Origin of the sequence: Planktothrix mougeotii LEGE 06226 (assembly GCF_015207485.1) — a bacterium.
In the GTDB taxonomy this organism is placed as follows: domain Bacteria; phylum Cyanobacteriota; class Cyanobacteriia; order Cyanobacteriales; family Microcoleaceae; genus Planktothrix.
This window is the reverse complement of record NZ_JADEWU010000063.1, coordinates 1-24101: the sequence shown is the minus strand read 5'-3', so window position 1 is coordinate 24101 and position 24101 is coordinate 1. Positions and strand designations below refer to the sequence as shown.

Genomic DNA, 24101 nt, shown 5'->3' with positions numbered 1-24101 from the left:
CAGGCAGGGTTTTTCATTAACGATCTAAACCGTAATTAGAGACCAAGTTAAACCTTAGTCTAAGCTAGGCATAGAAAGTACAGCTTCCGATTTCCGGTCAATACCTTTCTCAAAGCCAGCCACCGCAGCACGAGCGCGACCTGCGTGCCATAAGTGACCAACTAAGAAGAAGAAGCCCATAATGAAGTGGAAACCAGCCAACCAAGCGCGGGGGTTAACATAGTTAAACCCTTGAGCTTCAGTAATGATCCCGCCCACCGAGTTAATAGAACCGTTAGGAGCGTGAGTCATATACTCAGAAGCCCGACGAATTTGCCAAGGTTGGATATCGTTTCTCAGCTTGTTCAGGTCAAGACCGTTGGGGCCACGCAGAGGCTCTAACCAAGGGCCACGGAAATCCCAGAAGCGCATGGTTTCACCACCGAAGATGATTTCACCCGTCGGAGAACGCATCAGGTATTTACCCAGACCTGTCGGGCCTTGAGCAGAACCGATATTGGCACCGAGTTTTTGGTCACGGACTAAGAACACAAAGGACTGAGCTTGAGAAGATTCAGCGTTTGTGGGGCCGTAGAACTCGCTAGGATAAGCGGTGTTATTGAACCAAACATAAGAAGCGGCGATAAAGCCCATCAGAGACAGAGCGCCTAAGCTGTAGGACAGATAAGCTTCTCCAGACCAGATGAAAGCGCGACGCGCCCAGCCAAAGGGTTTGGTGAGGATGTGCCAGATGCCGCCAGAAATGCAGATCAGACCAATCCAAATATGACCACCGATGATGTCTTCCATGTTGTCAACACCGATGATCCAGCCTTCTCCACCGAAGGGAGCTTTGGTCAGATAGCCAAAGATCGCCCCTGGGTTGAGGGTGGGATTGGTAATGATGCGAACATCACCACCACCGGGTGCCCAAGTGTCATAAACACCACCAAAGAACATGGCTTTGAACACCAACAGGAAAGCACCCAGACCTAACAAAATCAGGTGATACCCGATAATATTGGTCATTTGGTTTTTGTCTTTCCAGTCATAGCCAAAGAAAGAAGAATATTCTTCTAAAACTTCAGGGCCACGAACGGCATGATAAATCCCGCCTAAACCGAGAACCGCAGAGGAAATTAAGTGCAGAACCCCAATCACGAAGTAGGGGAAGACATCAATCACTTCACCACCAGGGCCAACACCCCATCCGAGGGTCGCCATGTGGGGGATCAGGATCGCGCCTTGTTCATACATGGGCTTTTCAGGAATGAAGTGAGCCACTTCAAACAGGGTCATTGCCCCAGCCCAGAATACGATCAAACCAGCGTGAGCAACGTGAGCGCCCAGCAACTTACCAGACAAATTAATCAGACGAGCGTTACCCGCCCACCAAGCAAATCCTGTGGAATCTTGGTCACGGCCGCTGACATAAGAAGTATTAGAGAGCGTTACCACGCGGTAATACCTCCTCCGGGAAAATAAAGTTTTCGTGGGGTTGATCCGCAGGAGCCATCCAAGCCCGCAGACCTTCATTTAACAGAATGTTCTTGGTATAGAACGTTTCAAACTCAGGATCTTCAGCCGCCCGTAATTCTTGGGAGACGAAATCATAAGCCCGCAGGTTTAATGCTAAACCAACAATGCCGATGGAACTCATCCATAGTCCCGTGACCGGCACGAACAACATGAAGAAGTGTAACCACCGTTTGTTGGAAAAGGCAATCCCGAAGATTTGTGACCAGAAACGGTTGGCGGTCACCATCGAATAGGTTTCTTCTGCTTGGGTGGGTTCAAAAGCCCGGAATGTATTGGCTTTGTCGCCATCTTCAAACAAGGTATTTTCCACCGTCGCTCCGTGAATGGCACACAGCAGCGCACCACCGAGGATTCCAGCCACTCCCATCATGTGGAAGGGATTCAGTGTCCAGTTATGGAACCCTTGCAGGAACAGGATGAAGCGGAAGATTCCCGCCACCCCAAAGCTAGGGCCAAAGAACCAGCTAGACTGACCCAAGGGGTACATCAGGAATACACTGACAAATACCGCAATCGGCCCGGTAAAAGCAATGGCGTTGTAAGGACGAATGCCGACTAAACGGGCAATTTCTAACTGACGCAGACAAAAGCCGATCAGGGCGAAAGCACCGTGCAGAGCCACAAATGCCCACAGTCCACCCAGTTGACACCAACGAGTGAAGTCCCACTGAGCTTCAGGCCCCCACAGGAACAGCAAGGAATGTCCTAAGCTGTTGGCGGGGCTACTAACGGCGGCTGTTAAGAAGTTACAGCCTTCTAAATAAGAGCTTGCTAAACCGTGGGTGTACCAGGAAGTAACAAATGTGGTTCCGGTTAACCAGCCACCAAGGGCTAGATAAGCACAGGGAAACAGTAGAACTCCTGACCAACCCACGAAGACGAAGCGATCGCGTTTGAGCCAGTCGTCGAGGACATCAAACCATCCTCTCTGAACTTGCGGCCGTTCGACTGCTATAGTCATTTCAGAACGATCCTCTTGGGTTATCTAAAACATTATCCTTTGTGAACTACCCCATAATCAATCGGTTTCTCGATTTTTGATGGGGCTGATCGTTTCACTGGTTTGACCTTCTGTGGAAATCAATCCGAACGCAGTTCGGCCGAAGGTCTTACAAAGCAGTTTTTTTCCCTTGCGAGACCAACTGTTCAGCGATCGATCGGATGCTTTGAGTCTACAGATGGTGTCCTCGGTTAACCGGGGGACATTTAGCGGTAGACTATTAAGCAAGTTAACATAACTATATATTACAGTTAACAATTTTTGCAAAGGTGTTGACTGTGAAGATTTACACTCTTACGTTTCATGAGTACCCAAACAAAGACCACAACGAATCAAATCCTTGATCAGAAAGTTACGGGTTCCCGTCGCTTCAGCAACTACTGGTGGGCCAGTGTAATCACCATCGGTGGGACTGGTTTTCTCTTATCGGGTATATCCAGCTATTTGAAAATTAATCTTTTACCCTTCGCCGATCCGACCCAACTGATCTTTATCCCCCAAGGAATTGTCATGGGGTTATATGGAACAGCAGCCTTGTTACTGGCTTTGTATCTATGGCTGGTGATTCTGTGGGATTTAGGCGGTGGATACAATGAATTTAATCGGGAAACGGAAAAGGTTAATATTTTCCGGTGGGGTTTTCCTGGGAAAAACCGTAAAGTTGAATTCAATTGCAACGTTAATGAGGTTCAATCAATTCGGGTAGATATCAAAGATGGACTCAACCCCCGTCGAGCTTTGTATCTCAAACTCAAAGACCGTCGAGAAATCCCCTTAACCCGTGTGGGCCAACCCCTACCTCTGTCAGACTTAGAAAATCAAGGGGCTGAATTAGCGAAGTTTTTACAAGTTCCCTTAGAAGGACTGTAAAATATCCGACTGCACCCAAAAATTAAGACCTAAAATGAAACAATTCAACACACAGCACTGGTTTTTACCGCTCCTGCTCTTATGTGTGTTAATCGTGGCGGGCTGTAGTTCTACGACAACTTCAGCAGAAACTCAAGCTCAGAACAATCCATCTGGCGAGCAGACCCTTACTCCTAGTTCTCCAATTTCAACCCAACCTATGGCAAATTCACCCCAATTAAACGGAAAAGCAACGGTAGTAATGACGGTCAACGGATCGCCGATTACCCTTGAAATTGATGGCACTAATGCCCCCATTACCGCCGGGAACTTTGTCGATCTCGTTAATAAAGGGGTTTATGATGGTCTAGCTTTTCATCGGGTTGTCCGTGATCCTCAACCCTTTGTGGTGCAAGGGGGCGATCCTCAAAGTAAAGATCCTAAGTTTCCCAGTGCTAGATTAGGAACAGGTGGCTATATTGAGCCCGGTACCTCCAAAGAACGGATGATCCCCTTAGAAATTAAGCCCAAAGGGGCAGAGCAGCCGATCTATAGTAAAACCTTAGAAAGTGCTGGAATTCAAAAAGCTCCTGTTTTATCCCACAGTCGGGGTGCAGTCGCCATGGCTCGTTCTCAATTCCCTGATTCCGCTTCTTCTCAATTCTATTTTGCCTTAGCAGATTTACCGTTTCTGGATGGGAGTTATGCGGTTTTTGGTTATGTTACCGACGGGATGAATGTTGTTGATAAAATTAAACAAGGCGATCGCATTCAGTCTGCTAAAGTGACCCAAGGGTTAGAAAATCTGAAAAATTAATAAACTGTTAAAAATTGTAAACTTTTAGTTTCCCAGGGTGGGTAAGGATCTCAAACTCAATCAAGCTGGATTGGGATTAGTATTTTTACTCACCCTGTAAATTAAGGTTGAGTCTTCAAGTCTCTGCTAAAAGTAACAATGCCTTCTCAACGTCTTGAATACCCACTTTTGTTTCACGCATTCCAGTAGCGGTTTGGGCGACTTCCTCATTGAGAGAATTCATCGAATCTATGACTTTTTGAATAGCAATTTCCTGCTGTTTATAGGTCAGATAAATTTCCTGGTTGCTCAAAACAATACGGTTAATTTCAGTCGCTACTTTGATAAAAGTATCCGTCGTAAATTGAGCATTTTTTACCCCTTCATAAACTGAATTTTTCCCCTCATTGGTAACTTTTACAGTTGAATTAATTTCAGTTTTAATATCCGTTACGACATTATTAATATCCTGGGAATATCTTTTACTTTGATCAGCCAGTTGACGAATTTCTTTAGCGACAACCCCAAAGCCTCGACCATTGGTTCCACTTCGTACCGCTTCAATTGAGGCATTTAAAGCTAACAAATTTGTTTGATTGGCTAAGTTTGTTACAGAGGTTGTAATCTGACTAATTAAAGCCGCCTGTTCACTCAAGCGCCTAATTTGTTCAGAAATTGCCTCAATTTTAGTCTTAAGATTTGCCATATCTCTTAAGGTATGATTAACTGCCTCTTTACCAATTTCTGCTAAATTCAGCACTTTTTTAGCTGTATCAACGGCAATTTCTGCCTGCGTTGCTGATTGTTGAGAAGAGTTTCCCAACTGATTCATTGTTGTTGTGGTTTGATTCACTGTGATAGACTGTTGAAGTACCATTCGCTCCTGTTGTTCGGTACTTTTAGAAAGGAGAACAGAAGAAGTGGCGAGTGTATTAATCACAATGGCTTCTTGGCGATAGGTTTGAATATAATCTAAACTCAGTCCTAAAAATGGCACTAAATAGGCAATAATTTTCAAGAAATGTCCGATATTAAAATCATTATCAAACAATTGTATCGAACCAAAGGTCATGTGCATTTGTGCCATAACCGAAGGAATTGTACTCACCACTAAAGAATAAGCAAATAGACTCGGATATTGATGATAAAATTTGGGAAAAATAAAAATTCCTGCAAATATAAATAATACTAAGGGGATAAAATCCCAAGGGCGTTTAATGAAAGCATCAGGGAAGATCGTTTGAGGTAAAGTTGGGCTGTTCATAACAACATAAATAATTACAGAAGCTAACAACCCAAAGCAGAGGATCGCCATCATAACAATTGTAAAATTACCCCGCCAATTCTTAGGTTTTATAATCAGAATTGTACCTACCCCTAGAATTAAAATCACAACATTAAATAAGCGACAAATAGCCCAGGTGACAGGAATCAAGGCTTGACTGTCTGCGACCCCTTCAATCATTCGATCGGCTGCTAAAATATGAAAAGCATCCATGCTTCCTGCAAAAAATAGGGATATCCCAATAATGGGAGTTACGATATCTCGCTTAATCGCAAAGTGAACAAAGGATAATAAAACCGTAAAAAATGCTGTACAAATCGCCACCCATTCTAAAATTGTGTGGGTAAAGCTCCCTAATAAAGCATGATGTAGCTGATCAACCCATTGCGGCTGACTCAGATTAGTCAGAGTTGATAGATCCAATGAATTTTGTGGAGAAGCAAAACTAATACCTAAGAGATTGAGTAAGAAGGGTAGGATAGAAATCCCCACGACTCCATAAACAAATTCTGTAGGGAGTCTAGTTTCCTTAACCATAGTTGTCTTTATTGAATCAATATCTTCTAATTTATAAACTTTTTTTTAAAAAAATACAAGAGAGTGTTTCAACCGATATTAATTTAAACGATATCTCCTAAAAATTTAATTCGGGGGTTATTTAAGATAAAGTAGAGTTAGTTAGAGTTAATTCTGACTCTCGGTTGTTGAAGACAGATTACTCATCAATAATGAATGTTGTTGTTACTGGTATTGGTTTAATCTCAGCATTAGGGAATTTAGAAACAACCTGGAAAAGATTGTTATCCAGCCAATCAAGAATATTACCTTATCAACCTTTTCCTGAGCTTCTAACCCAACCCCTGGCTTTAATTCATGATATTCCGTCTCATCCTACAGAATTATTAGAAAAGGCGATCACGGATGCGTTAATCATGGCTGATTTAACTCCCCTGTTACCCGACTGTGGGGTTGTGATCGGTTCGAGTCGGGGATATCAAGGAAAATTAGAACAGTTAGCAAGGAGGGAAGACAATATTAATTTAATTAAATTTAGGGATTATTTACATTTTAATATTGCTGTAAATGCAGCTAAAAAAATCGGATCTACAGGAATTATTTTATCACCAATGGCTGCTTGTGCTACAGGAATTTTGGCGATCACTCAAGGATTTGAACTGATTAAAACTCAACAATGTCAGCGTGTAATTGTAGGTGCGGTAGAAGCACCTATTACTCCTTTAACCTTAGCAGGATTTCAACAAATGGGAGCGTTAGCAAAAACAGGTTGCTATCCCTTTGATCGAAATCGAGAAGGATTTGTGTTAGGGGAAGGATCGGCTATTTTGATCTTAGAATCAGAAGATTTAGCACAACAGCGAAAAGCTCAAATTTATGGAAAAATTTTAGGATTTGGATTAACCAATGATGCGGCTTACAGTAATAAACCGGACTTTAACCAAAAAAGTGCTATCGCTGCAATTAAAACCTGCTTAAAAAATAGTCATTTATCTCCTAATCAAATTGATTTTATTCATGCTCATGGAACTGCAACCACATTAAATGATGACTATGAAGTTAAATTAATTCAACAATTATTTCCTCAAGGCGTTTCCGTTAGTTCGACAAAAGGAGCGACCGGACACACATTAGGTGCGTCAGGAGCGTTAGGAGTAGCATTTGGTTTAATGGCATTAAATTATCAACTTTTACCCCCTTGTGTTGGCTTAAAAGACCCTGAATTTGATTTGGATTTTGTTACCTCAGTTCGTTCTAGTTTTGTCAGAAATACGTTATGTTTTAGTTTTGGTTTTGGCGGACAAAATGCTATTATTGCACTCGGTAAATAATATAATTATTATTGTAGGGTGTGTAAGCGCAGCGCACGCACCATCCTGACCAATCATAACCATAAAAATTGTAATATCCGAGTATAATAGCGAGATCAACTCTAAAATTAATATTTATAATTCCATGAGGAATCATTAAAATAGGAGTCATATATTTTACGGATTATTGGGGTTTTGGTGCGTGCGCTGCGTTTACGCACCCTACGAGTTGTGATATGATATTAATTAAGGCAAAATGACGGTAATTATTAATGACATTGATTGAACAGTTATCTCAAGTTAAATGGCAGGATTCCCCCTCAATGTTGTCTCTGTTTTCAGGATGTGGTGGAATGGATTTGCCTTTTCATAAAGCAGGATTTAAAGTAGTTTGGGCAATTGATTCCAATGAAAATGCTTGCCAAACATTTCGACGGAATATATCTAATGTAATTGTTCATAATCAAATCGAAAATATTAATATTGCTGAAGTACCTGACACGGATTTAATTACGGGTGGTTTCCCCTGTCAAGACTTTTCAATGATTTGGAAACGTCCTGGTTTAGAAGGAGAAAGAGGAAATTTATATACTTATTTTCTTAAATTTGTGCAAGCGAAAAGACCGAAAGCCTTTATTGCTGAAAATGTTAAAGGATTATTAAGTGCAAATAATTATAAAGCAATTCAACGGATTATTTCTGATTTTGAAAATATTGAACCGGGATATTTAGTTAAACCGAAACTTTATAATTTTGCTGATTATGGCGTTCCTCAATTTCGAGAACGGGTGTTATTAGTTGGAATTAGAAAAGATACGGGGTTTAATTTTATTCATCCTCAACCCGAATATGGCTTAAATCGAAAGTATCCTTATCGAACTGCATCACAAGTATTAGCAGGGGTAGAAAAAGTTCCTTATAATAATGAACATCAAAAAATCCAACCAAGAACCATTGAAATCTTAAAACGGATTAAACCCGGAGGAAATTTTACAGATATTCCGAAAGATAGTGAATATTATGTTAAAGGAATGATTAGTCATGTTTACCGACGTTTACACCCTGACCAACCTTCAACAACCATTATCGCAGGAGGAGGTGGTGGAACTTGGGGATATCATTACCAGGAACCCAGAGCATTAACCAATCGTGAACGAGCGAGGTTACAATCGTTTCCAGATGATTTTATTTTTGAAGGATCATTTACAGAAGTTCGCCGACAAATTGGGAATGCAGTTCCTCCTGATGGTATTGTAGCCTTAGTTGAAGCATTAATTCCTTTGTTTCAAGGTAATTATGAGCGAGTTAATTTATATAATTTGAGTCAAGATTTACAACAATTATCAATTAAGGAACGTTTAAAATTAGCAAATCAAGACAATAGTGAATTAGTATCACTCCGGTAAATAATCTGGGTTTAATGTATCTTCTTGAGAAAAGGTCGATTCTACAGGAAAAGTATCTATGGGTAATCCTGTTTCATCAGCCGCTAATTCTCTTGCATCTTGATAACATTCTTCAAAAACTTCTCGAAAATATCGTTTTAAACTCGGACTATTTTTAAAATCGTCTCGTAATCTTTTGCGATGTTCTCGAATCGTAAATAGCCAACTATTTGTTCGTTTTTCAGATTGATATTTATATTTTAATAAGTGCATTAACAAAATTCTGAGATTACTTCTGATAGCCTTTTTTTCACTTCTAACCATAGCTTCTAATTCTTCAACTAAATTAACAAGATCAACTTCAGCTAATTTTCCCTGTTGTAACTGGTGAATAGTATTCATTAACCAAAGATGATAATCTTCTTCGTATAAACTTGAAGTGGGTTGAGATTCTGTGATGGGGAGTTGGGTTGTCATGGGATATCCTAGACTCAGTTAGATTTATAGCATTCGATTGCTATAATTATAGCGGTTCTACGAAATAATTTTTAGGTAAAGCTATGAAATTACTCAAAATTATATTGATTTCTGTCATCAGTTTAGTTTTGATCTGTACGCCTAGTTGGGCTATTCCTCAGACTAATACCAATGGAGATTATATACTCCCTGCTACAGAACGAAGGGGGATTCGCCAAATTAATTGGATAGTTACTGACAAAGACCCAAACGGATTAAACTGTCGGATGCTTCAACAATATCAAGGCATTTCTATGGATTCTATAGACGCACCTGATATACTTTATAAAGATAACTACCATACTATTACCAATTGGTCAGTGATGAGAACTTTTAAAACAGGCACAAAGTTACAAGCGGTAACAACACAATTTGGGACTAATATTGTATTACGAGATAAACAAAATAAACCTTGGATTCCGGTAGAAATTGCCCGTAATCTCAATAGAGGTAGCTGTTTTGTCCGTGCTAACCGCCAATTTATTAAGCCGATTCCAGATGACCCAGAAACTTAGGGGGAAACTGTCACATTCCTAACCCGTTAATTTGGTCGTTAATCTATCAAAAAAAAGTTGGGTTTCGTTTCCTTAACCCAACCTAACTTAATTTTATTCAGAAATTTAGAACGTGATATCGAGTTTACTGTGATTGCGATAACACCAGCCTAAAATTGTGCCTAAAAGGGATAATTTAATCAGTTCTAGGGTAAAATAACTCCAGTGGAGTTGGTTCATGCCATCAGGAATACTCGTAAACCCATTAAATAGGTTAAGGTTAATTCCTAATGCACTCATTTGAGGCGTAAGAATGTAGGTGTAAATCATCGCAATCGCTAAGAGAAATAAAGATAATCCGGTGATTGTCCGCAGGCGATTACTAAATTTTTCAGGAAGGGTTGTTGCTAATGCAATTAAGCTGGTTAAACCAACGGCGGCACAAACTAACTCAAAACGATTAAACACTGAAAAAATCAGTGTTCCTGCGGAAGTAAATCCTGTCTCTTCCATCATACCTGAAACATACATTGTCGGCATAATTACAAAGTCAAGAATTAAGCTCCCTGCCATCCATAATGCTAAGGTTGCTAATACCAGTGTTAGCCAGCGTGTGGGATGATCTTCTAGTTTAGAGACTGTCGGCATAGAGATAACTACCTAATGTATAGAGATATAATTGCTGTCTTTAAATTTAGTGTAGCGAAAATTTCAGGGATAGAATGTGAAGTATTTTGTATAATAAAAGTTTACAAAATTATAGAAATGTTTAAATATTGATTTTAAAGCCAGCTTGTCCATTTTGGAGCTTTGTAAAAATTGTAACTTACAGAGGGATGCGATCGCTTTATTTTTTGTTAAAATTAACTTAAATCGAATAAACACAATTAAGAAGGGAAAAAGACTCTGGTGAAAGCAGTTATTTTGTTATCGGGTGGTTTAGATTCTTCTACGGTTTTATACCAAGCTAAAGCAGATGGGTGTGAATGCTATGCGATTTCTTTTGATTATCAGCAACGACATCGAAAAGAACTCGAATCAGCCCGAAAAATTGCTGAATGTGCAGGAGTTATAGAACATCAAGTGGTTACCTTTGATCTCACCTTATGGGGAGGATCTGCATTAACAGATGATCACCTCGATTTACCCCAGGATAGATCGATTGAAAAGATGGCTGAAAGTATTCCCGTTACTTATGTTCCGGCACGAAATACTATATTTTTAAGCTTCGCTTTAGCTTATGCAGAAGCGATTGTTGCTAGTCGGGTTTATATTGGAGTGAATGCCTTAGATTATTCGGGTTATCCTGATTGCAGACCCGATTATATTCAATCCATGAAAGAAGTCTTTCGCTTAGGAACAAAACAAGGTCGAGAAGGCAATCCAATTACGATTGAATCCCCCCTGATTCATTTAAAAAAAACAGAGATTATTCAACTCGGTAATCATTTAGGTGTTCCTTGGGAATTTACTTGGTCTTGTTATGCAGGACAGACAAAAGCCTGTGGAACTTGTGATTCCTGCCGTTTGCGATTAGCCGCCTTTGCAGAACTAGGGTTAACTGATCCGATTCCCTATATTAACGGTGAAATGAACTCAATAAAAGAGAAGGAATAATAGAGTTTTATTCCCTAACTTCTGTGGGTTTTAACTTGTTTAATCTATGATTTTGATTTCCCCTGTATATAACCCTCTTTGGAGGGTATAAACTAACTGTTGTTCGTGTTCATCGAGTTTGCGTAATAACCAATACCTCAGTGCATATCGTTCTTGACGACTCATGGATTGAGTTCTTAAAATTTGCTCGACCATTTGCTTGAAACTTAAAGTAGAAAAGGATATGGGTTCAGACATAAACAGACCAAAAGGCAATCCATTAAGCCTTTTTAATATCTGTGATTGAGCGAATCTATCCAATGATTTCTGTGGTACTGTAGATGTGATCATTCTCATCATGAATCAGTAAGCTGGATCACAAATGGAGGATATCCTATTAAATTCAGTATTATTACTCACCAGATGTTATCATTTCCGTTAACACCTAGCAGTTTTTGCTTAGGGAGTGTGTCAAAACTAGGTATTATTTTCTGGCGAAAGCTTTCCCCCCAGATTAACTTTATGGTATGGTTCAACAAATTAGAAGCTCGTCGGTTTCTCTGTGGAGGGACATACCGTGTTTTTATTTTAGATGTAAAATCTTTGTGTTACCAGTTGCCTATTTCTGATTCAAGGAGATTCAATTGAAAAAATTATTATCAGTTTTTATTCTAGGTTTTGTATTGTTAACGTTAATCCTACCTCAACCTGTATTAGCAGAAGAGGCGTTAAATGGATCTAAAATTTTTTCTAATTTCTGTGCCGCCTGCCATATTAATGGAAATAATGTGGTTGTTGCTAATAAAACTTTGAAAAAGGGAGCTTTGCTCCAATACTTAAAAGGATATGAAGAAGATGCTCAAGCCGCAATTGTCAATCAAGTAACGAATGGTAAAAATGCAATGCCTGCCTTTAAAAATCGGTTAACGGCAGAAGAAATTAAAACCGTTGCTGATTATGTTGCTACACAAGCAGAAAAGGGATGGTTAAGTTCCCCCTCTCAAACCGAAGGGTTAAAACTGGATAGGGAGAATTCAAGATAATTAAATGGATTGATTTTTTAGAAGTATCAGTTAACCCTTCTCTTCCTATTGCTAAAATAAGGGGGAATTATTAAATCAACTATGCAAGATAGCCCAGAATCATTAAAACCGTCACGCAACCCTGTCGATGGGTGGAAGTTAGCTGAGTATGTTTCTGTTGGGGGAACCGCACTTGGAACACTGATTGCGGCATGGTATCAGCCTATTCTGTATGCGCTGACTCCCCTCAGTGCGGCGTTGTTGTTCAATCTTGTTAATCGTCAACGGTTTGAACAGAATATGCGTCAAAATCTGGATGCCACGATTACGGATGTTCACGGGGTCGTGGAATCGTTGCATGAGCAACTGCAAACCTTACCCCCAGAATCGAATGAACTTGATCCAATTACGGATGTGCTCACGGAGTTACAACGGGTAACTCAACGGTTAGAAAAAAATGCGTTGCGACAAGAGGATTGGGAAGTGATGAATGTGCGGTTTCAGTTAATGCAAGAAGCTATTGATCAATTGAAGACCTCAACACAAACTTCTACCCCTCATTGGGAAGGACAGGAACATCAATCCTTAACAACAGCTTTAGAAGCCTGGGTAAGTCAATCTGTTGCAGATTCAGCGACAATTCATACCCAAATTGATCAGCTTTCTCAACAAGTTAATACCTTACAAACCGAACAAAAAACCTTAATTAAACCTTATCTAAAACGATTGGTTCGCGCGGTTCAGGCGTTAAAAAATTCTTAGGAGTTGATAACCCTCAACAAATTATCGATATTCATCCCCACAGTCACCAATGATTTGCATTAAATCACGGGATTGGGAAAAAATAGAATTCAGGGTTTGATCATCCTCAGCATCAAGACTAAATTCAAAGACTTTAGCATTGTCTTCAATATGTTGAGAAATGCCTAATCTTGTCCCTACCATTGCTCCGGCGACGGTGGGTTGTTCGAGGATATAACGAACGGCTATATTAGGAATAGTAACGTGATGTTTTTGGGCGATCGCATTCAGGGTTGTTAATAAGGTTTGAAATAAACTCCATCCTCCCCAAGCATCAATCATATTTTTATATTTTTTCAAGCTAACGGTTTCTAATCGCAATTTATTGGGTTCAGGTTGATTAAGATATTTTTCAGATAAAAATCCTCCACAAACAACACCATAAGGCAGTAATTTGATATTGTGAGTTTGACAAAACTCGGTCATTTTAGCTAAAGGACGACGATCAATCAGGGAAAACTGCACTTGATTGGAGACAATTTTAATCTTATTTTCAACAATAATTTTTAAATGTTCTGTATCGAAATTTGTTAAGGCTAAATGCTTAATTTTGCCTTCGGTTTGTAACTCTGCCAGATAATGTAAAGCATCTAAATAATTTTGATCTCGATAATCCCACCAATGAAATTGTAGTAAATCGAGACAGTCTACCCCCATGCGTTGACGAGAAATATCAATATTTTTTTCTACAATATTTTTCGTCATTTTCCCCGGACGAGGCACCCATTTTGTAAAAGCTTGAAGTTGGGATAATGCGGCTTGTCCACGAGTTGCAATTAGTTGTCGTCTAAACTCCCCAATAAAATCTTCAGCAGGGCCATAATGATCGGCGAGATCCCAAGTGGTATATCCAGCATCCCAGTATTTAAACATACTCTCAATGGCTGTTTTGGCATCAATCCGTCCATGAGATCCAGACACTTGCCACATCCCATTTAAAATGCGACAAATATTCAGGTCTTCTGTCAATTGAAATCGGCTGGAAACGGGTAGTTTCATGTTCTACGTTTAAATAAATCGGGAATACATTCAAGGTAAAATTTCGACTAGCTTATAGGAGCTATTAATCAATCTTTGCTTTTTCGGTAAAGGGTTAAGGTCGGAAATTAAAGTTTTATTAAATTTTTATAAATCCGACTGATCGCACATTATAAAATACAATATTATCAATTTTTGAGAATATGTCAACCCCTATTAATAAAACGTGACGGATTGTTTTTGTCACAAGCTCCTTGACCGAGATTCTACTGGACTCGCCAAGAAGTAGAAGAATAAAGTTCAATTGAGTTTTATCCCAATTCGATGAATTTAAGCCACAATAGAATTTTAAGCAGTATCTTTTGTGGCAATCTGGCAGATAGCGGTCAGGGAACGTGTCATAGAAAATTCTGATTTCAATCACAAAAATATAGTAATCAGCAATGCAATCTAATTTACTGATTGTAACATCAGATACCCCCAGTATGGATGCGATTAACCTCATGAACCAGAGGGATCATGACTGTATTTTAGTCATTGATGAACAACGACTGATCGGGATTGTAACTGAACGAGATATTGTGCGGGCAATTGCATCGGAAATTCATTTTGCTCAAGTCCCCATTACCCAAGTGATGACAGCCAATGTCATTACCTTATTGGAATCAGAAGCGGCGGATTCCTTAAAAGTAATTCAACAATTTAATTACCATAAAATTCGCCATTTACCCATTGTTAATCTTCAGGGTGAAGTCATCAGAATCATTACCCCCAAACAGATTCGTGATCGTCTGATTCCTTACGATTTACTAAAATTAAGACGGGTGGAGGATGTGATGCAAATTCGGGTGATTCATGCCCCTCCCAGCACGTCTATCAAACAGTTAGCCAACTTGATGATCACCTATCAAGTGAGTTGTATTGTGATTACCCAATTACAAAATCAAGGACTGATTCAACCGATTGGAATGATCACAGAGCGAGATATGGTGCGATTCCAACAACTGAATCTTAAGTTTGAATTAACCCTTGCAGAAACGGTGATGACTTCACCCGTAATTGCCATTGCAGCCCAGGATTCTTTATGGTTAGCCCATCAACAAATGCAGCGTCATCAAATTCGGCGATTAGTGGTGACAACGGCTGAAGAAAATTTAATCGGAATTGTGACTCAAACCCATATTTTACAGGTGATTGATCCGTCAGAATTACTAGAAACAATTGATATTTTACAACATACCTTAGAAGTTCAAACAGTACAACTTAAACAAGAAATGCAGCTTGTACAAACCTTAGTTGAACAAGAAGCTCGTTATCATCGTTTACTCGATAGTTTTCCTGAATTTGTCTGTTGTTACACCGTTAAAGGAAGCTTAACGTTTATTAACCAAGCCGGTTGTCAATATTTGGGTCAGTCGGCTTCAGAATTACTCGGAAAAAGCATTTTTTCCCTATTTCCTGATCACGAACAAAACCTGGGGCTAGAGCAAATGATCCATTTGTTAGAAACCCAAGAAACCCTAAGCTATCAGTCTTGTCTGACAGAGGAATCTAATCAACAACGCTGGTTAGAATGGACGGTACAAGTGATTCCCGATGGGACGGGACAGAACCGGGAATTTCAAGCCATTGGTCGAGATATTACCAAACACAAACAAGTTGAACTTCAGCAACAACAAGTTGAAGCCGCCTTAAGTCAATCGGAAGCAGAACTGCGGGCTGTTTTTGGGGCGATGTCGGATTTAGTCTTAATTTTAGATAAGGAAGGACGGTATCTCAATGTGATTACGAATAATCCCCATATTCTGTATCTACCCGTTGAGCAAATTTTAGGTAAAATACCCCAAGAAATTTTTCCTGAACCCCTCGCAACTCAAATGTTAGAAACTGTACAAAAAGCGATCGCCACCCAAACAACAGTAACCCTGGAATATTGTTTGGAAATTGGCGGAAAAAATAGTTGGTTTTCGGCTAATATTTCTCCCCTGTCTTCCTCCTCCGTTGTCGCAGTGATTCGAGATATTAGCGATGGTAAACAAGTCGAAGAAACTCTACAAGAAACCAACTTAGCTTTAGCAGAAGCCCAAAAATTGGCTCATTTAGGGAGTTGGTCTTATGATCCGCTTACCCAAATGGTTCAGTGGTCAGAAGAAAGCTTTTGTATTTATGGGTTAAGTTGCGATCATCCTGTTCCCACCTATGAGGAATTATTACAAGTTTTTACCCATCCTGATGATCGAGAACTCATCCGTCATCGCATGGAAAAAGCACTTAACGAAGGTCAACAATTTCAACAGGAAATCCGTATTTTTCGCCCCGATGATTCTCTGCGTTATCTTTTAATTAAAGGCAAAGTGATGAGGAATGAACAAGGTCAAGTCATTCGTCTATTTGGAACGTTATTAGATATTACAGAACGCAAACAAATCGAAGAAACCCTGCGTCAACTCCTGAAACGAGAACGAGTTGTTACGGAAATTACTCAACGGATTCGCCAATCCTTAAACCTAGAAGAAATATTGAATACAACCGTTACAGAAATTCGCAAGTTATTACAAACAGATCGGGTTTTAATTTATCGGTTTGAACCGAATGGAAATGCCCTTGTTATTGTACAATCCGTTGGGGTGGAGTGGATGTCTTTATGGGGTCAACAAATTCCCAGCAGCTATTTAACTCAAGACCAATGTATTATCCCCTTTAGTCAAGGATGCCTTCATAATATTTCTGATATTTATACCGCCCCTCTGAAATCCGATCAATTACAGTGGTTTGAACAGTGTCAAGTCCGGGCGTGTTTAGGGGTTCCGATTACTAAAGGTGAACTATTGTGGGGATTTTTAATGGCTCACCATTGTACTTGTCCTCGACAATGGGCCTATTGGGAATTAGATTTACTCGAACAAATTTCGGCTCAAGTTTCTATTGCGATTCATCAAAGTCAATTGTATGAACAAACCCAAGAGCAAGCCCAACGGGAAAAAGGATTAAGACGAGTGATTCAAGCAATTAGTCAGCCCTTAGACTTAGAAACAATTTTCTCAACAGCAACCCTAGAAATAGGTCAACTCTTAAATGTTGATCGAGTGTCAATTGCTCAATATATCCCGGATAAAAACCACTGGATTATTGTTGCGAGTACCACTCAAGGCGCAGAAATTCCTGATACCATCGGAATCATGATTCCTGATGATGATAATTTAATTTCTGCCCAAATCAAGCAACAAAAAGTAATTCGGATTTCTAACTTTCAACAGGATGCTGATCAACCCATTCATCAGAATTTAACCGAGATGAATCCGGGTGCTTTATTAATTGTTCCGTTATGGGTCGGTTCCTCAATTTGGGGAAGTTTAAGTGTCTATCGCTATAACCAAACTTGGATTTGGCAAGATACCGAAGTTGAATTAGCTTGTACGTTAGTTGAACAATTGCAAGTTGCCATCCAACAATCTCAACTCTATCAACAATTACATATTGCTAATCAACGTTTAGAAGGTTTAGTCATGATGGATGGACTAACTCAGGTGGCAAATCGACGTCGATTTGATGAATATTTAGAGCAAGAATGGAAGCGAGGTATGCGAGAAAAACAACCTTTATCATTAATTTTTTGTGATGTAGATTACTTCAAGTGTTATAATGATCAATACGGTCATTTAGCCGGAGATGAATGTTTAATTCAAGTTGCCCAAGCCATTGATCAATCTGTTCGCCGTCCAGGGGATTTAGTCGCTCGTTATGGGGGAGAAGAATTTGCAGTTATTCTTCCTCAAACCTACATCGAAGGGGCTATTCAAGTCGCTGAAATTATCGCTAATACCCTTAATTCCTTGCAGATTCCTCATAACATATCACCTCTAAGTTCACACTTAACTCTTAGTATGGGAATTGCCAGTTTCAGACCTTCGGTTTATAGCTCTCCTCAAGTTCTAATTGAAGCGGCGGATCAAGCCCTGTATCAAGCCAAAGCACAAGGTAGAAATCGTTATATTGTCTATACATCTCCTGAATCTGCGTCTGAATCTTCACATTAATAATTAATTTTGTGAATAATTTAGCATCCCTCCTGAAAATGCCTTCTTTTTTAAGCCGTTACTTAGTCAAAGTTTGTTGTAAAATTCCATTACGTTATGTTTTGGTCGTTCCTTTTTCAGTGTTGATTTTTAGTTCTGTGGGGTTAGTAAGTTGGTTGTCTTTTCGGAATGGACAAAAAGCCGTCAATGATTTAGCCAATCAATTACAACACGAAATGAGCGATCGCTTAAAACAACATCTAAATACTTATTTATCCGTTCCCGTTTCTATTAACCAACTCAATCATCAAGCGATTCAACTCGGTTTACTTGACCTGGGTAATTTTCAAACCACTGGACAATACTTTTGGCAACAATTGAGAATTTTTCCGAATGTAGGTTATATTAGTTTTGGTAGTTCCACTGGGGAATTTATTGGTGCGGGTCGATACCCAGAAGGTTATTTTGAAATTAGTGAAGTTTCTCGGAAATCTACTCAAGGAAAGAGTTTATCCTATAAAACTGATTCTCAAGGAAATCGGATTAAACCTGCCTATGATATTGCAGATACCTATAATTTTAAAGCAGAATCTTGGTATGCTGATCCAGTAAAAATCGGTCATGCAGTTTGGAGTGATATTTACACTTGGGAAGGCTATCCTCAATATATTTCTATTGCTTATAGTCAACCCATTTATAGTCAAAATAAACAGTTAATCGGTGTATTAAGCGTTGATCAGCAATTATCTCAAATTAGTAATTTCTTACAAAAACTAAAAATTAGTCCATCAGGAAAAACATTTATTTTAGAACGCAATGGATTATTAGTAGCAAGTTCCAGCACCGCTAAATCTTATCGTTTAGTGAAAGGAGAAGCACAACGAATTAAAGGCACGGAAATTCAAGATCCTTTAATTTGTTTAACCAGTCAGCATCTCCTGAAATATTTTACTGAGTTAACTCAAATTAAACAACCCCAAAATTTTAGTTTTAATCAAAAAGGGGAAAAATTTTTTGTTCAGGTCAATCCTTGGCAAGATCAATTGGGTTTAGATTGGTTAATTGTTGTTGTAGTTCCTGAATCAGATTTCATGCAGCAAATTCATCAAAATACACGAAATACAATTTTATTAAGTATCGCTGGTTTACTCATAGCAACTTTGATGGGTTTAGTAACTTCCCGTTGGATTTTAGTTCCTTTAATGAGTTTAAAAGAAGTTGCGATCGCTTTTTCTCAAGGAGATTTTTATCAAAAAATTGACCTTAGCCGTTCTGATGAATTAGGAGTTTTAGCCAAAACTTTTAATCAAATGGCACAAGAATTAAGAGATTATTTAATCCGATTAGAAGAAACCAATCAATCTTTAGAACAAAGGGTTGAAGAACGGACAATAGAACTGAAACACGCGAAGGATATAGCAGAGGTAGCCAACCATGCGAAAAGTGAATTTTTAGCGCGAATGAGCCATGAATTAAGAACTCCTTTGAATGCTATTTTAGGATTTACGGGAATATTAAATCATCATCATTCTCTCGATATTGAGCAAAAAGAATATATTGAAATTATTAGTCGCAGTGGAGAACATTTATTATCATTAATTAATGATGTCCTCGATATGGCTAAAATTGAATCGGGTCATATTTCCCTAATTTACAGTAGTTTTAATCTCTATCATTTATTAAATTTAATTCAACAAATGTTAAAACTAAAAGCAGAATCTAAAGGATTAGATTTAATCATAAATTTGGATAAAGATGTTCCTCAGTATATAGAAACTGACGAGAAAAAATTACGTCAAATTTTAATAAATTTATTAGGAAATGCAATTAAATTTACCGATTATGGCTCTGTTATTTTAAGAGTCAAAAAAGGACTTGATTCTCAGTCTAAATCCTCACCAGAAATCACCTTGAATTTTGAAATTGAAGATACGGGGATTGGGATTGAAGCCACTCACCTAGAGCGTATTTTTGAAGCCTTTATTCAAACTGAAGCCGGACAGAAAGCCTTAGAAGGAACAGGTTTAGGATTATCCATTAGCCGACAATTTATTCAACTGATGGGAGGAGAAATTAATGTTAAAAGTACCGTCGGGAAAGGGACAATATTTTATTTTAATATTCAAGCTAAATTAACTGAGCAACTAGATATTTATCAACCCAATATTTTAAATAAATCTGTTATTGGAATTGTCAATTTAACCCAACCCTATCGAATATTAATTGCTGATGATCGTTGGGAAAATCGCCAAGTTCTACGGAAAATATTAGAACCCATTGGCTTTGAAGTTCAGGAAGCAAAAAATGGAGAAGAAGCGATCAATATTGCCTTAAATTGGTTTCCTCAATTAATCTTAATGGATATGAATATGCCTATTATTAATGGATATATAGCAACTCAATCGATTCAATCTCAATCTTCTCAACAACCTCCGATTATTATTGCGGTTACAGCCAGTGTTTTTGAAGAAGAAAAATCTAAAATTTTAGCCGTTGGCTGTCAAGATTGTCTGCATAAACCTGTACAAGCAGCTATACTTTTAGAAAAAATTGCTCACTATTTAGAAATTCAATATCAATATAATGAAAATCAGGAGCACATTCTTCGGTCTGAATCTGCCTCTGAACTGACTCTCAACGCCTCTGACTTGAACAATATTTCTTTAGATATTATTGCACAACTGAATCAAGGTGCGGTTCAATTGGATGATCGCTTAATTTTTGAAGCCATTGAACAAATTGCCATTCATCATCATGAGTTAAGCGAGATTCTGACCCGTTTAGTCAATAATTTTCGGTATGATATTATTGCAGATGTGACAGCAATCCTCCTCCCCCATCCCTTCTCTTCTGTTTAAGCAACACATTCTGTTGTCCTGCATTTAATGTCAAAAAAAGGCTTGAGGTAAATCTCAAACCTTTTCTGATTGGTAGTACCCCCAACGAGATTCGAACTCGTGTCGCCTCCGTGAAAGGGAGGTGTCCTAGGCCTCTAGACGATGGGGGCTTATGACATTGGGCGTTGAGTCGTTGCTTGATTTCGCGCTTGACTTCGTGCCTTTCACCTTTATTAATCTAGCCTATATCCGAATCGGTGTCAACCCTTTTAGAAAAATTTTTTTTAGATTTTTTTAAACTGGGCTGAAATCTTTGCTGCAAAAGGCTTGTAGAATTTTAACACAGTTCGCGATCGCTCCTAAGTGAGCAATTTCATAACCGTGAGTATTCTGAGTCGGGAAACTCAGACAAGCCGCCCGTGCTACATGGCCAAATTTCATAGCAACGGAGGCATCACTACCAAACCCATTTAAGATCGCCAGTTGTAACGGCACTCCTGCGGTGGTTGCTGCCTGTCGCAGTTCCCCATTTAACCCCTCATCATAAATTCCATAGCTATCCTGAGACAGCAACACGGGTTTTTCATCTCCTGTGATAGGGTATTCGGGTGCGAGGGGGCAAATTTCCAAAGCAATTAACGCCTCTAAAGTTTGCCTTTGGGTAAAATATAACGCCCCAATAGCCCCAACTTCTTCCTTCGCAGAAGCCACAAGATACACATCAATCGGTGGGTTTTTAAGGGTTTCTGCTAATATTAATAAAATCGCAACGGAGGCTTTATTATCAAGGGTATAACTGGCAATATAATCTTTGAGGCGAATCGGTTTTTTCCGATGTTTTCCCACAACTCCCCGTGTTCCCGGTCTAATTCCGGCGGTTTCTAATTCCTGGGGGTTGCATTTCGTTTCGATCCAAGCATCTTCCCATTTTAAAGCTTTCTCTTCTTGGTGGAGTTTTTGCGGAGATTCATGGGAAATATGACGAGAACCAAAACTTAGAATTCCGCTAATGGTTTGGTGATCTCCTAATAAATCAACTACCCCTTCTCCATACACCCAAGGAAAAGAACCCCCTAATTTCCGAATTAAAACTCTTCCGTTATCTTCAATACTTTTAACAATGATGCCAATTTCGTCTTTATGTCCCGTAATAGCAATGGCACGGTTGGGATTTTGACCCGGAATTTTAGCAATAATATTATCAGCTTGATCTCGCCAAGCTTCCACACCCTGTTGAGAAAACCCTTCTAATAACCATTGATTGATTTCACATTCTGCGCCACTGGGAGAATGTTGTAGCACTAAATTTTCAATGGTTTTAAATAAAGTATTATAATCCATTGTTAACTGTTAAATCATTACTATTTATTCCCTGTTCCCTGTTCCCTGTTCCCTGTTCCCTGTTCCCTGTTCCCTGTTCCCTAATTACTAACTTACTGAAATTGGTTTTAAGAATAAGGCTACAATTAAGGCAGGTGTTCCTCCAATTAATCCAATGATTAACCATCGAGGATAACTCCGTCCTTTTTGTTGAGCGACAAAAGCGGCGATCGCACCAATAATACCATGAAGAATCGCCAAAGTTAAAATAACAGAAGGGTTGGTCAAAAAATCAAACATTTTATCGGACAATAAAAATCTCTCCTACTATTATACAGGATCATCTAATAAATTTTTGATAACCTATAAATAGGTAAGACGTGATCATAAAAAGGGGGATTATGAGTTCTCAGTTACAAACCCGCTATTACACACCCGAAGAATATTTAGAATGGGAAGAACAAGCCGACTACAAACACGAATATCGAGATGGAGAAATTGTCCCCATGACCGGAGGAACAACCAATCATAATAAAATTGCTCTGAACGTTGCAGCTTACTTAAAATTTGCACTCCGAGGACACAATTATGATGTTTATATTGGGGATGTACGGTTGTGGATACCCCGTTATCGTCAATATACTTATCCTGATATCATGGTCATTCAACGTCCTCCCGTTTATAGTGGAACAGGAACAACAACTGTGATGAACCCGATGTTGATTACTGAAGTTTTATCTAAATCAACACAAAATTATGATCAAGGTGATAAATTTACTTATTATCGTTCTATTCCAGAATTACAAGAATATATTTTAATTGCTCAACAAGACTATAAAGTCATGCAATATGTTAAAAATGATAAAACTCAGTGGATTTTAACTGAATATGAAGGAGAAACCTCACAGTTTAAATTAGCTTCTTTTGATATTCATTTTAATTTTAATGAACTTTATGAAGGTGTTGATTTTAATCAACAAGAACTTTCAAACAATCAAAATTTATCCGAATAAAATAAATCGAATTTCTGGTTTTTTAGTTCAGAAACCCGATTTTGTTCACAACAACAATTCAATTTGAGATTTAATCCAAAAATCCCATTAAAGTAACAGGATCATCAATGTCATTAGTCGCAATAGGACGGTTCATCACCATAGAGGTAATTTGCAAATGACTGGCTTCAATGGGACGATTGGCTAGGGCTCCCACCGCATCTTCTAAATGAATGAGCGCCACATCATTAGGAGTATTAGATTTAAAAATTGGACGATTTGCTGATAACATCCCCGCAATTTCAAGATGACTATGTTCAATGGGACGGTTCATAAACGTCATCGTTGAAGCGACTTGAATTTGAGTCGGTGCTGTATTGGCTTGAGAGCCTTTTTTGGCAGGTTTGTCCACGATCTCTAATTGATTTTCTGGGCTCATATCTGTAGTTGGTTCATTGTTAACAAGGTCTACTTTAACCTGATCAGCTTGAGTTTTATTATCTTGATTTGAGTTTGCTGTTCCACTGGTTCGCTTCCCAGCATTCCCCCTTTTGGGCGTAGATGAGCTAACTGTCATAGGGCGAATTTAGAATTTATACTTAACCCTGCTATTAATTTCATCATTGAAATTTTCCTAGCCTTTCACTCAATTAAGGAGATAATTAAGGACGGGTTAGGTGTTAATTTTGGATTAAAGCTAAATAAATTATAAAATAAACTGGATCTTTAGTAAATACCGCGTTGAGACAAATCTCTTTTTGCCATAATAAGTAAAACTGTTGACCGTTGACCGTTGACCGTTAACGGTGACAATGTGCGGAGTGCGACATCAGAAGTTAATGATTTCCTCCCCGTCCCCCCGTTCCCCCG

Annotated in this window: 21 protein-coding genes and 1 tRNA gene; 11 read left to right on the top strand and 11 right to left on the bottom strand. The window is 38.9% G+C overall.

Annotation, left to right across the window (positions count from 1 at the left end):
- Positions 1–54 precede the first annotated feature (54 nt).
- Both psbC and psbD read right to left on the bottom strand, forming a co-directional pair.
- Positions 55–1437, bottom strand: a complete 1383-nt coding sequence (psbC, locus tag IQ236_RS20755) for a photosystem II reaction center protein CP43 (protein ID WP_193871046.1) — start codon at positions 1435–1437, stop codon at positions 55–57.
- The gene (gene psbD, locus IQ236_RS20750; RefSeq protein ID WP_072721612.1) at positions 1421–2479 is read right to left on the bottom strand and encodes a photosystem II D2 protein (photosystem q(a) protein); all 1059 of its coding nucleotides are present in this window, start codon (positions 2477–2479) and stop codon (positions 1421–1423) included. The genes psbC and psbD overlap by 17 nt, the downstream gene beginning before the upstream one ends.
- Before the next feature lie 342 nt (positions 2480–2821).
- Here psbD and IQ236_RS20745 point away from each other — a divergent pair, with 342 nt between their 5' ends.
- Together IQ236_RS20745 and IQ236_RS20740 are read left to right on the top strand one after the other, a co-directional pair.
- Positions 2822–3388, top strand: coding sequence for a photosystem I assembly protein Ycf4 (locus IQ236_RS20745; protein WP_193871045.1), 567 nt, complete (start codon positions 2822–2824; stop codon positions 3386–3388).
- Between the two features lie 34 nt (positions 3389–3422).
- Positions 3423–4184: a peptidylprolyl isomerase gene (locus tag IQ236_RS20740; protein ID WP_193871044.1), complete on the top strand. Its 762-nt coding sequence runs from the start codon at positions 3423–3425 to the stop codon at positions 4182–4184.
- 115 nt (positions 4185–4299) lie between these two features.
- On the opposite strand, the gene IQ236_RS20735 is transcribed toward IQ236_RS20740, so the two are convergent.
- Positions 4300–5985 carry a methyl-accepting chemotaxis protein gene (locus IQ236_RS20735; RefSeq protein ID WP_193871043.1) on the bottom strand — a complete coding sequence of 562 codons (1686 nt, stop codon included), beginning with the start codon at positions 5983–5985 and terminating at the stop codon, positions 4300–4302.
- A 191-nt stretch (positions 5986–6176) separates the two neighbouring features.
- Here IQ236_RS20735 and IQ236_RS20730 point away from each other — a divergent pair, with 191 nt between their 5' ends.
- Complete coding sequence (locus tag IQ236_RS20730) at positions 6177–7295, top strand: beta-ketoacyl-ACP synthase (RefSeq protein ID WP_193871042.1); 1119 nt, start codon at positions 6177–6179, stop codon at positions 7293–7295.
- A gap of 251 nt (positions 7296–7546) precedes the next feature.
- Complete coding sequence (locus tag IQ236_RS20725; RefSeq protein WP_193871041.1) at positions 7547–8680, top strand: DNA cytosine methyltransferase; 1134 nt, start codon at positions 7547–7549, stop codon at positions 8678–8680.
- On the opposite strand, the gene IQ236_RS20720 is transcribed toward IQ236_RS20725, so the two are convergent.
- Positions 8669–9136, bottom strand: a complete 468-nt coding sequence (locus IQ236_RS20720; protein ID WP_193871040.1) for a DUF29 domain-containing protein — start codon at positions 9134–9136, stop codon at positions 8669–8671. The two genes, IQ236_RS20725 and IQ236_RS20720, sit on opposite strands and share 12 nt — an antisense overlap.
- An 83-nt stretch (positions 9137–9219) precedes the next feature.
- Here IQ236_RS20720 and IQ236_RS20715 point away from each other — a divergent pair, with 83 nt between their 5' ends.
- The gene (locus tag IQ236_RS20715) at positions 9220–9690 is read left to right on the top strand and encodes a hypothetical protein (RefSeq protein ID WP_193871039.1); all 471 of its coding nucleotides are present in this window, start codon (positions 9220–9222) and stop codon (positions 9688–9690) included.
- 105 nt (positions 9691–9795) lie between these two features.
- On the opposite strand, the gene IQ236_RS20710 is transcribed toward IQ236_RS20715, so the two are convergent.
- Positions 9796–10317 (bottom strand): DUF4149 domain-containing protein, encoded by a 522-nt coding sequence (locus IQ236_RS20710; protein WP_193871038.1) that lies wholly within the window; start codon positions 10315–10317, stop codon positions 9796–9798.
- 261 nt (positions 10318–10578) lie between these two features.
- Here IQ236_RS20710 and queC point away from each other — a divergent pair, with 261 nt between their 5' ends.
- Positions 10579–11286, top strand: coding sequence for a 7-cyano-7-deazaguanine synthase QueC (gene queC / locus IQ236_RS20705; protein WP_193871037.1), 708 nt, complete (start codon positions 10579–10581; stop codon positions 11284–11286).
- 39 nt (positions 11287–11325) lie between these two features.
- On the opposite strand, the gene IQ236_RS20700 is transcribed toward queC, so the two are convergent.
- Positions 11326–11523, bottom strand: a complete 198-nt coding sequence (locus tag IQ236_RS20700; protein WP_193871036.1) for a hypothetical protein — start codon at positions 11521–11523, stop codon at positions 11326–11328.
- A 386-nt stretch (positions 11524–11909) separates the two neighbouring features.
- Here IQ236_RS20700 and petJ point away from each other — a divergent pair, with 386 nt between their 5' ends.
- Both petJ and IQ236_RS20690 read left to right on the top strand, forming a co-directional pair.
- Positions 11910–12308 (top strand): cytochrome c6 PetJ, encoded by a 399-nt coding sequence (gene petJ / locus IQ236_RS20695; protein WP_193871035.1) that lies wholly within the window; start codon positions 11910–11912, stop codon positions 12306–12308.
- A gap of 81 nt (positions 12309–12389) precedes the next feature.
- Entirely contained in the window at positions 12390–13049 is a 660-nt protein-coding gene (locus IQ236_RS20690) for a hypothetical protein (RefSeq protein WP_193871034.1), read from the top strand.
- 21 nt (positions 13050–13070) lie between these two features.
- Here IQ236_RS20690 and IQ236_RS20685 read toward each other — a convergent pair whose 3' ends face one another.
- Positions 13071–14087 (bottom strand): aldo/keto reductase, encoded by a 1017-nt coding sequence (locus tag IQ236_RS20685; RefSeq protein ID WP_193871033.1) that lies wholly within the window; start codon positions 14085–14087, stop codon positions 13071–13073.
- A gap of 422 nt (positions 14088–14509) precedes the next feature.
- Between IQ236_RS20685 and IQ236_RS20680 the strand changes: the two genes are divergently transcribed.
- Both IQ236_RS20680 and IQ236_RS20675 read left to right on the top strand, forming a co-directional pair.
- Positions 14510–18103: a diguanylate cyclase domain-containing protein gene (locus tag IQ236_RS20680; RefSeq protein ID WP_193871032.1), complete on the top strand. Its 3594-nt coding sequence runs from the start codon at positions 14510–14512 to the stop codon at positions 18101–18103.
- A gap of 11 nt (positions 18104–18114) precedes the next feature.
- Positions 18115–20940 carry a hybrid sensor histidine kinase/response regulator gene (locus IQ236_RS20675; protein WP_322744282.1) on the top strand — a complete coding sequence of 942 codons (2826 nt, stop codon included), beginning with the start codon at positions 18115–18117 and terminating at the stop codon, positions 20938–20940.
- Positions 20941–21016: 76 nt separating this feature from the next.
- On the opposite strand, the gene IQ236_RS20670 is transcribed toward IQ236_RS20675, so the two are convergent.
- From IQ236_RS20670 to IQ236_RS20660, 3 genes are all read right to left on the bottom strand, one after another.
- A tRNA-Glu gene (locus IQ236_RS20670) sits at positions 21017–21089 on the bottom strand.
- A gap of 124 nt (positions 21090–21213) precedes the next feature.
- Positions 21214–22260 (bottom strand): M42 family metallopeptidase, encoded by a 1047-nt coding sequence (locus IQ236_RS20665; RefSeq protein ID WP_193871031.1) that lies wholly within the window; start codon positions 22258–22260, stop codon positions 21214–21216.
- An 87-nt stretch (positions 22261–22347) separates the two neighbouring features.
- Positions 22348–22539 (bottom strand): hypothetical protein, encoded by a 192-nt coding sequence (locus IQ236_RS20660; protein WP_190519230.1) that lies wholly within the window; start codon positions 22537–22539, stop codon positions 22348–22350.
- A gap of 101 nt (positions 22540–22640) precedes the next feature.
- Between IQ236_RS20660 and IQ236_RS20655 the strand changes: the two genes are divergently transcribed.
- Positions 22641–23252 carry a Uma2 family endonuclease gene (locus tag IQ236_RS20655; protein ID WP_193871030.1) on the top strand — a complete coding sequence of 204 codons (612 nt, stop codon included), beginning with the start codon at positions 22641–22643 and terminating at the stop codon, positions 23250–23252.
- A 70-nt stretch (positions 23253–23322) separates the two neighbouring features.
- Here the strand turns inward: IQ236_RS20655 and IQ236_RS20650 are convergent, their stop codons facing one another.
- Complete coding sequence (locus IQ236_RS20650) at positions 23323–23808, bottom strand: hypothetical protein (RefSeq protein ID WP_193871029.1); 486 nt, start codon at positions 23806–23808, stop codon at positions 23323–23325.
- Between the last annotated feature and the right edge of the window lie 293 nt (positions 23809–24101).

Coding starts and splice junctions, on each gene's coding strand:
- IQ236_RS20745 (WP_193871045.1), top strand. CDS start 2,822: ATGAGTACCCAAACAAAGACCACAACGAATCAAATCCTTGATCAGAAA.
- IQ236_RS20740 (WP_193871044.1), top strand. CDS start 3,423: ATGAAACAATTCAACACACAGCACTGGTTTTTACCGCTCCTGCTCTTA.
- IQ236_RS20700 (WP_193871036.1), bottom strand. CDS start 11,523: ATGTCTGAACCCATATCCTTTTCTACTTTAAGTTTCAAGCAAATGGTC.
- IQ236_RS20735 (WP_193871043.1), bottom strand. CDS start 5,985: ATGGTTAAGGAAACTAGACTCCCTACAGAATTTGTTTATGGAGTCGTG.
- IQ236_RS20725 (WP_193871041.1), top strand. CDS start 7,547: ATGACATTGATTGAACAGTTATCTCAAGTTAAATGGCAGGATTCCCCC.
- IQ236_RS20680 (WP_193871032.1), top strand. CDS start 14,510: ATGCAATCTAATTTACTGATTGTAACATCAGATACCCCCAGTATGGAT.
- IQ236_RS20685 (WP_193871033.1), bottom strand. CDS start 14,087: ATGAAACTACCCGTTTCCAGCCGATTTCAATTGACAGAAGACCTGAAT.
- IQ236_RS20710 (WP_193871038.1), bottom strand. CDS start 10,317: ATGCCGACAGTCTCTAAACTAGAAGATCATCCCACACGCTGGCTAACA.
- IQ236_RS20715 (WP_193871039.1), top strand. CDS start 9,220: ATGAAATTACTCAAAATTATATTGATTTCTGTCATCAGTTTAGTTTTG.
- IQ236_RS20665 (WP_193871031.1), bottom strand. CDS start 22,260: ATGGATTATAATACTTTATTTAAAACCATTGAAAATTTAGTGCTACAA.
- IQ236_RS20730 (WP_193871042.1), top strand. CDS start 6,177: ATGAATGTTGTTGTTACTGGTATTGGTTTAATCTCAGCATTAGGGAAT.
- IQ236_RS20690 (WP_193871034.1), top strand. CDS start 12,390: ATGCAAGATAGCCCAGAATCATTAAAACCGTCACGCAACCCTGTCGAT.
- IQ236_RS20655 (WP_193871030.1), top strand. CDS start 22,641: ATGAGTTCTCAGTTACAAACCCGCTATTACACACCCGAAGAATATTTA.
- IQ236_RS20660 (WP_190519230.1), bottom strand. CDS start 22,539: ATGTTTGATTTTTTGACCAACCCTTCTGTTATTTTAACTTTGGCGATT.
- psbD (WP_072721612.1), bottom strand. CDS start 2,479: ATGACTATAGCAGTCGAACGGCCGCAAGTTCAGAGAGGATGGTTTGAT.
- IQ236_RS20650 (WP_193871029.1), bottom strand. CDS start 23,808: ATGACAGTTAGCTCATCTACGCCCAAAAGGGGGAATGCTGGGAAGCGA.
- IQ236_RS20720 (WP_193871040.1), bottom strand. CDS start 9,136: ATGACAACCCAACTCCCCATCACAGAATCTCAACCCACTTCAAGTTTA.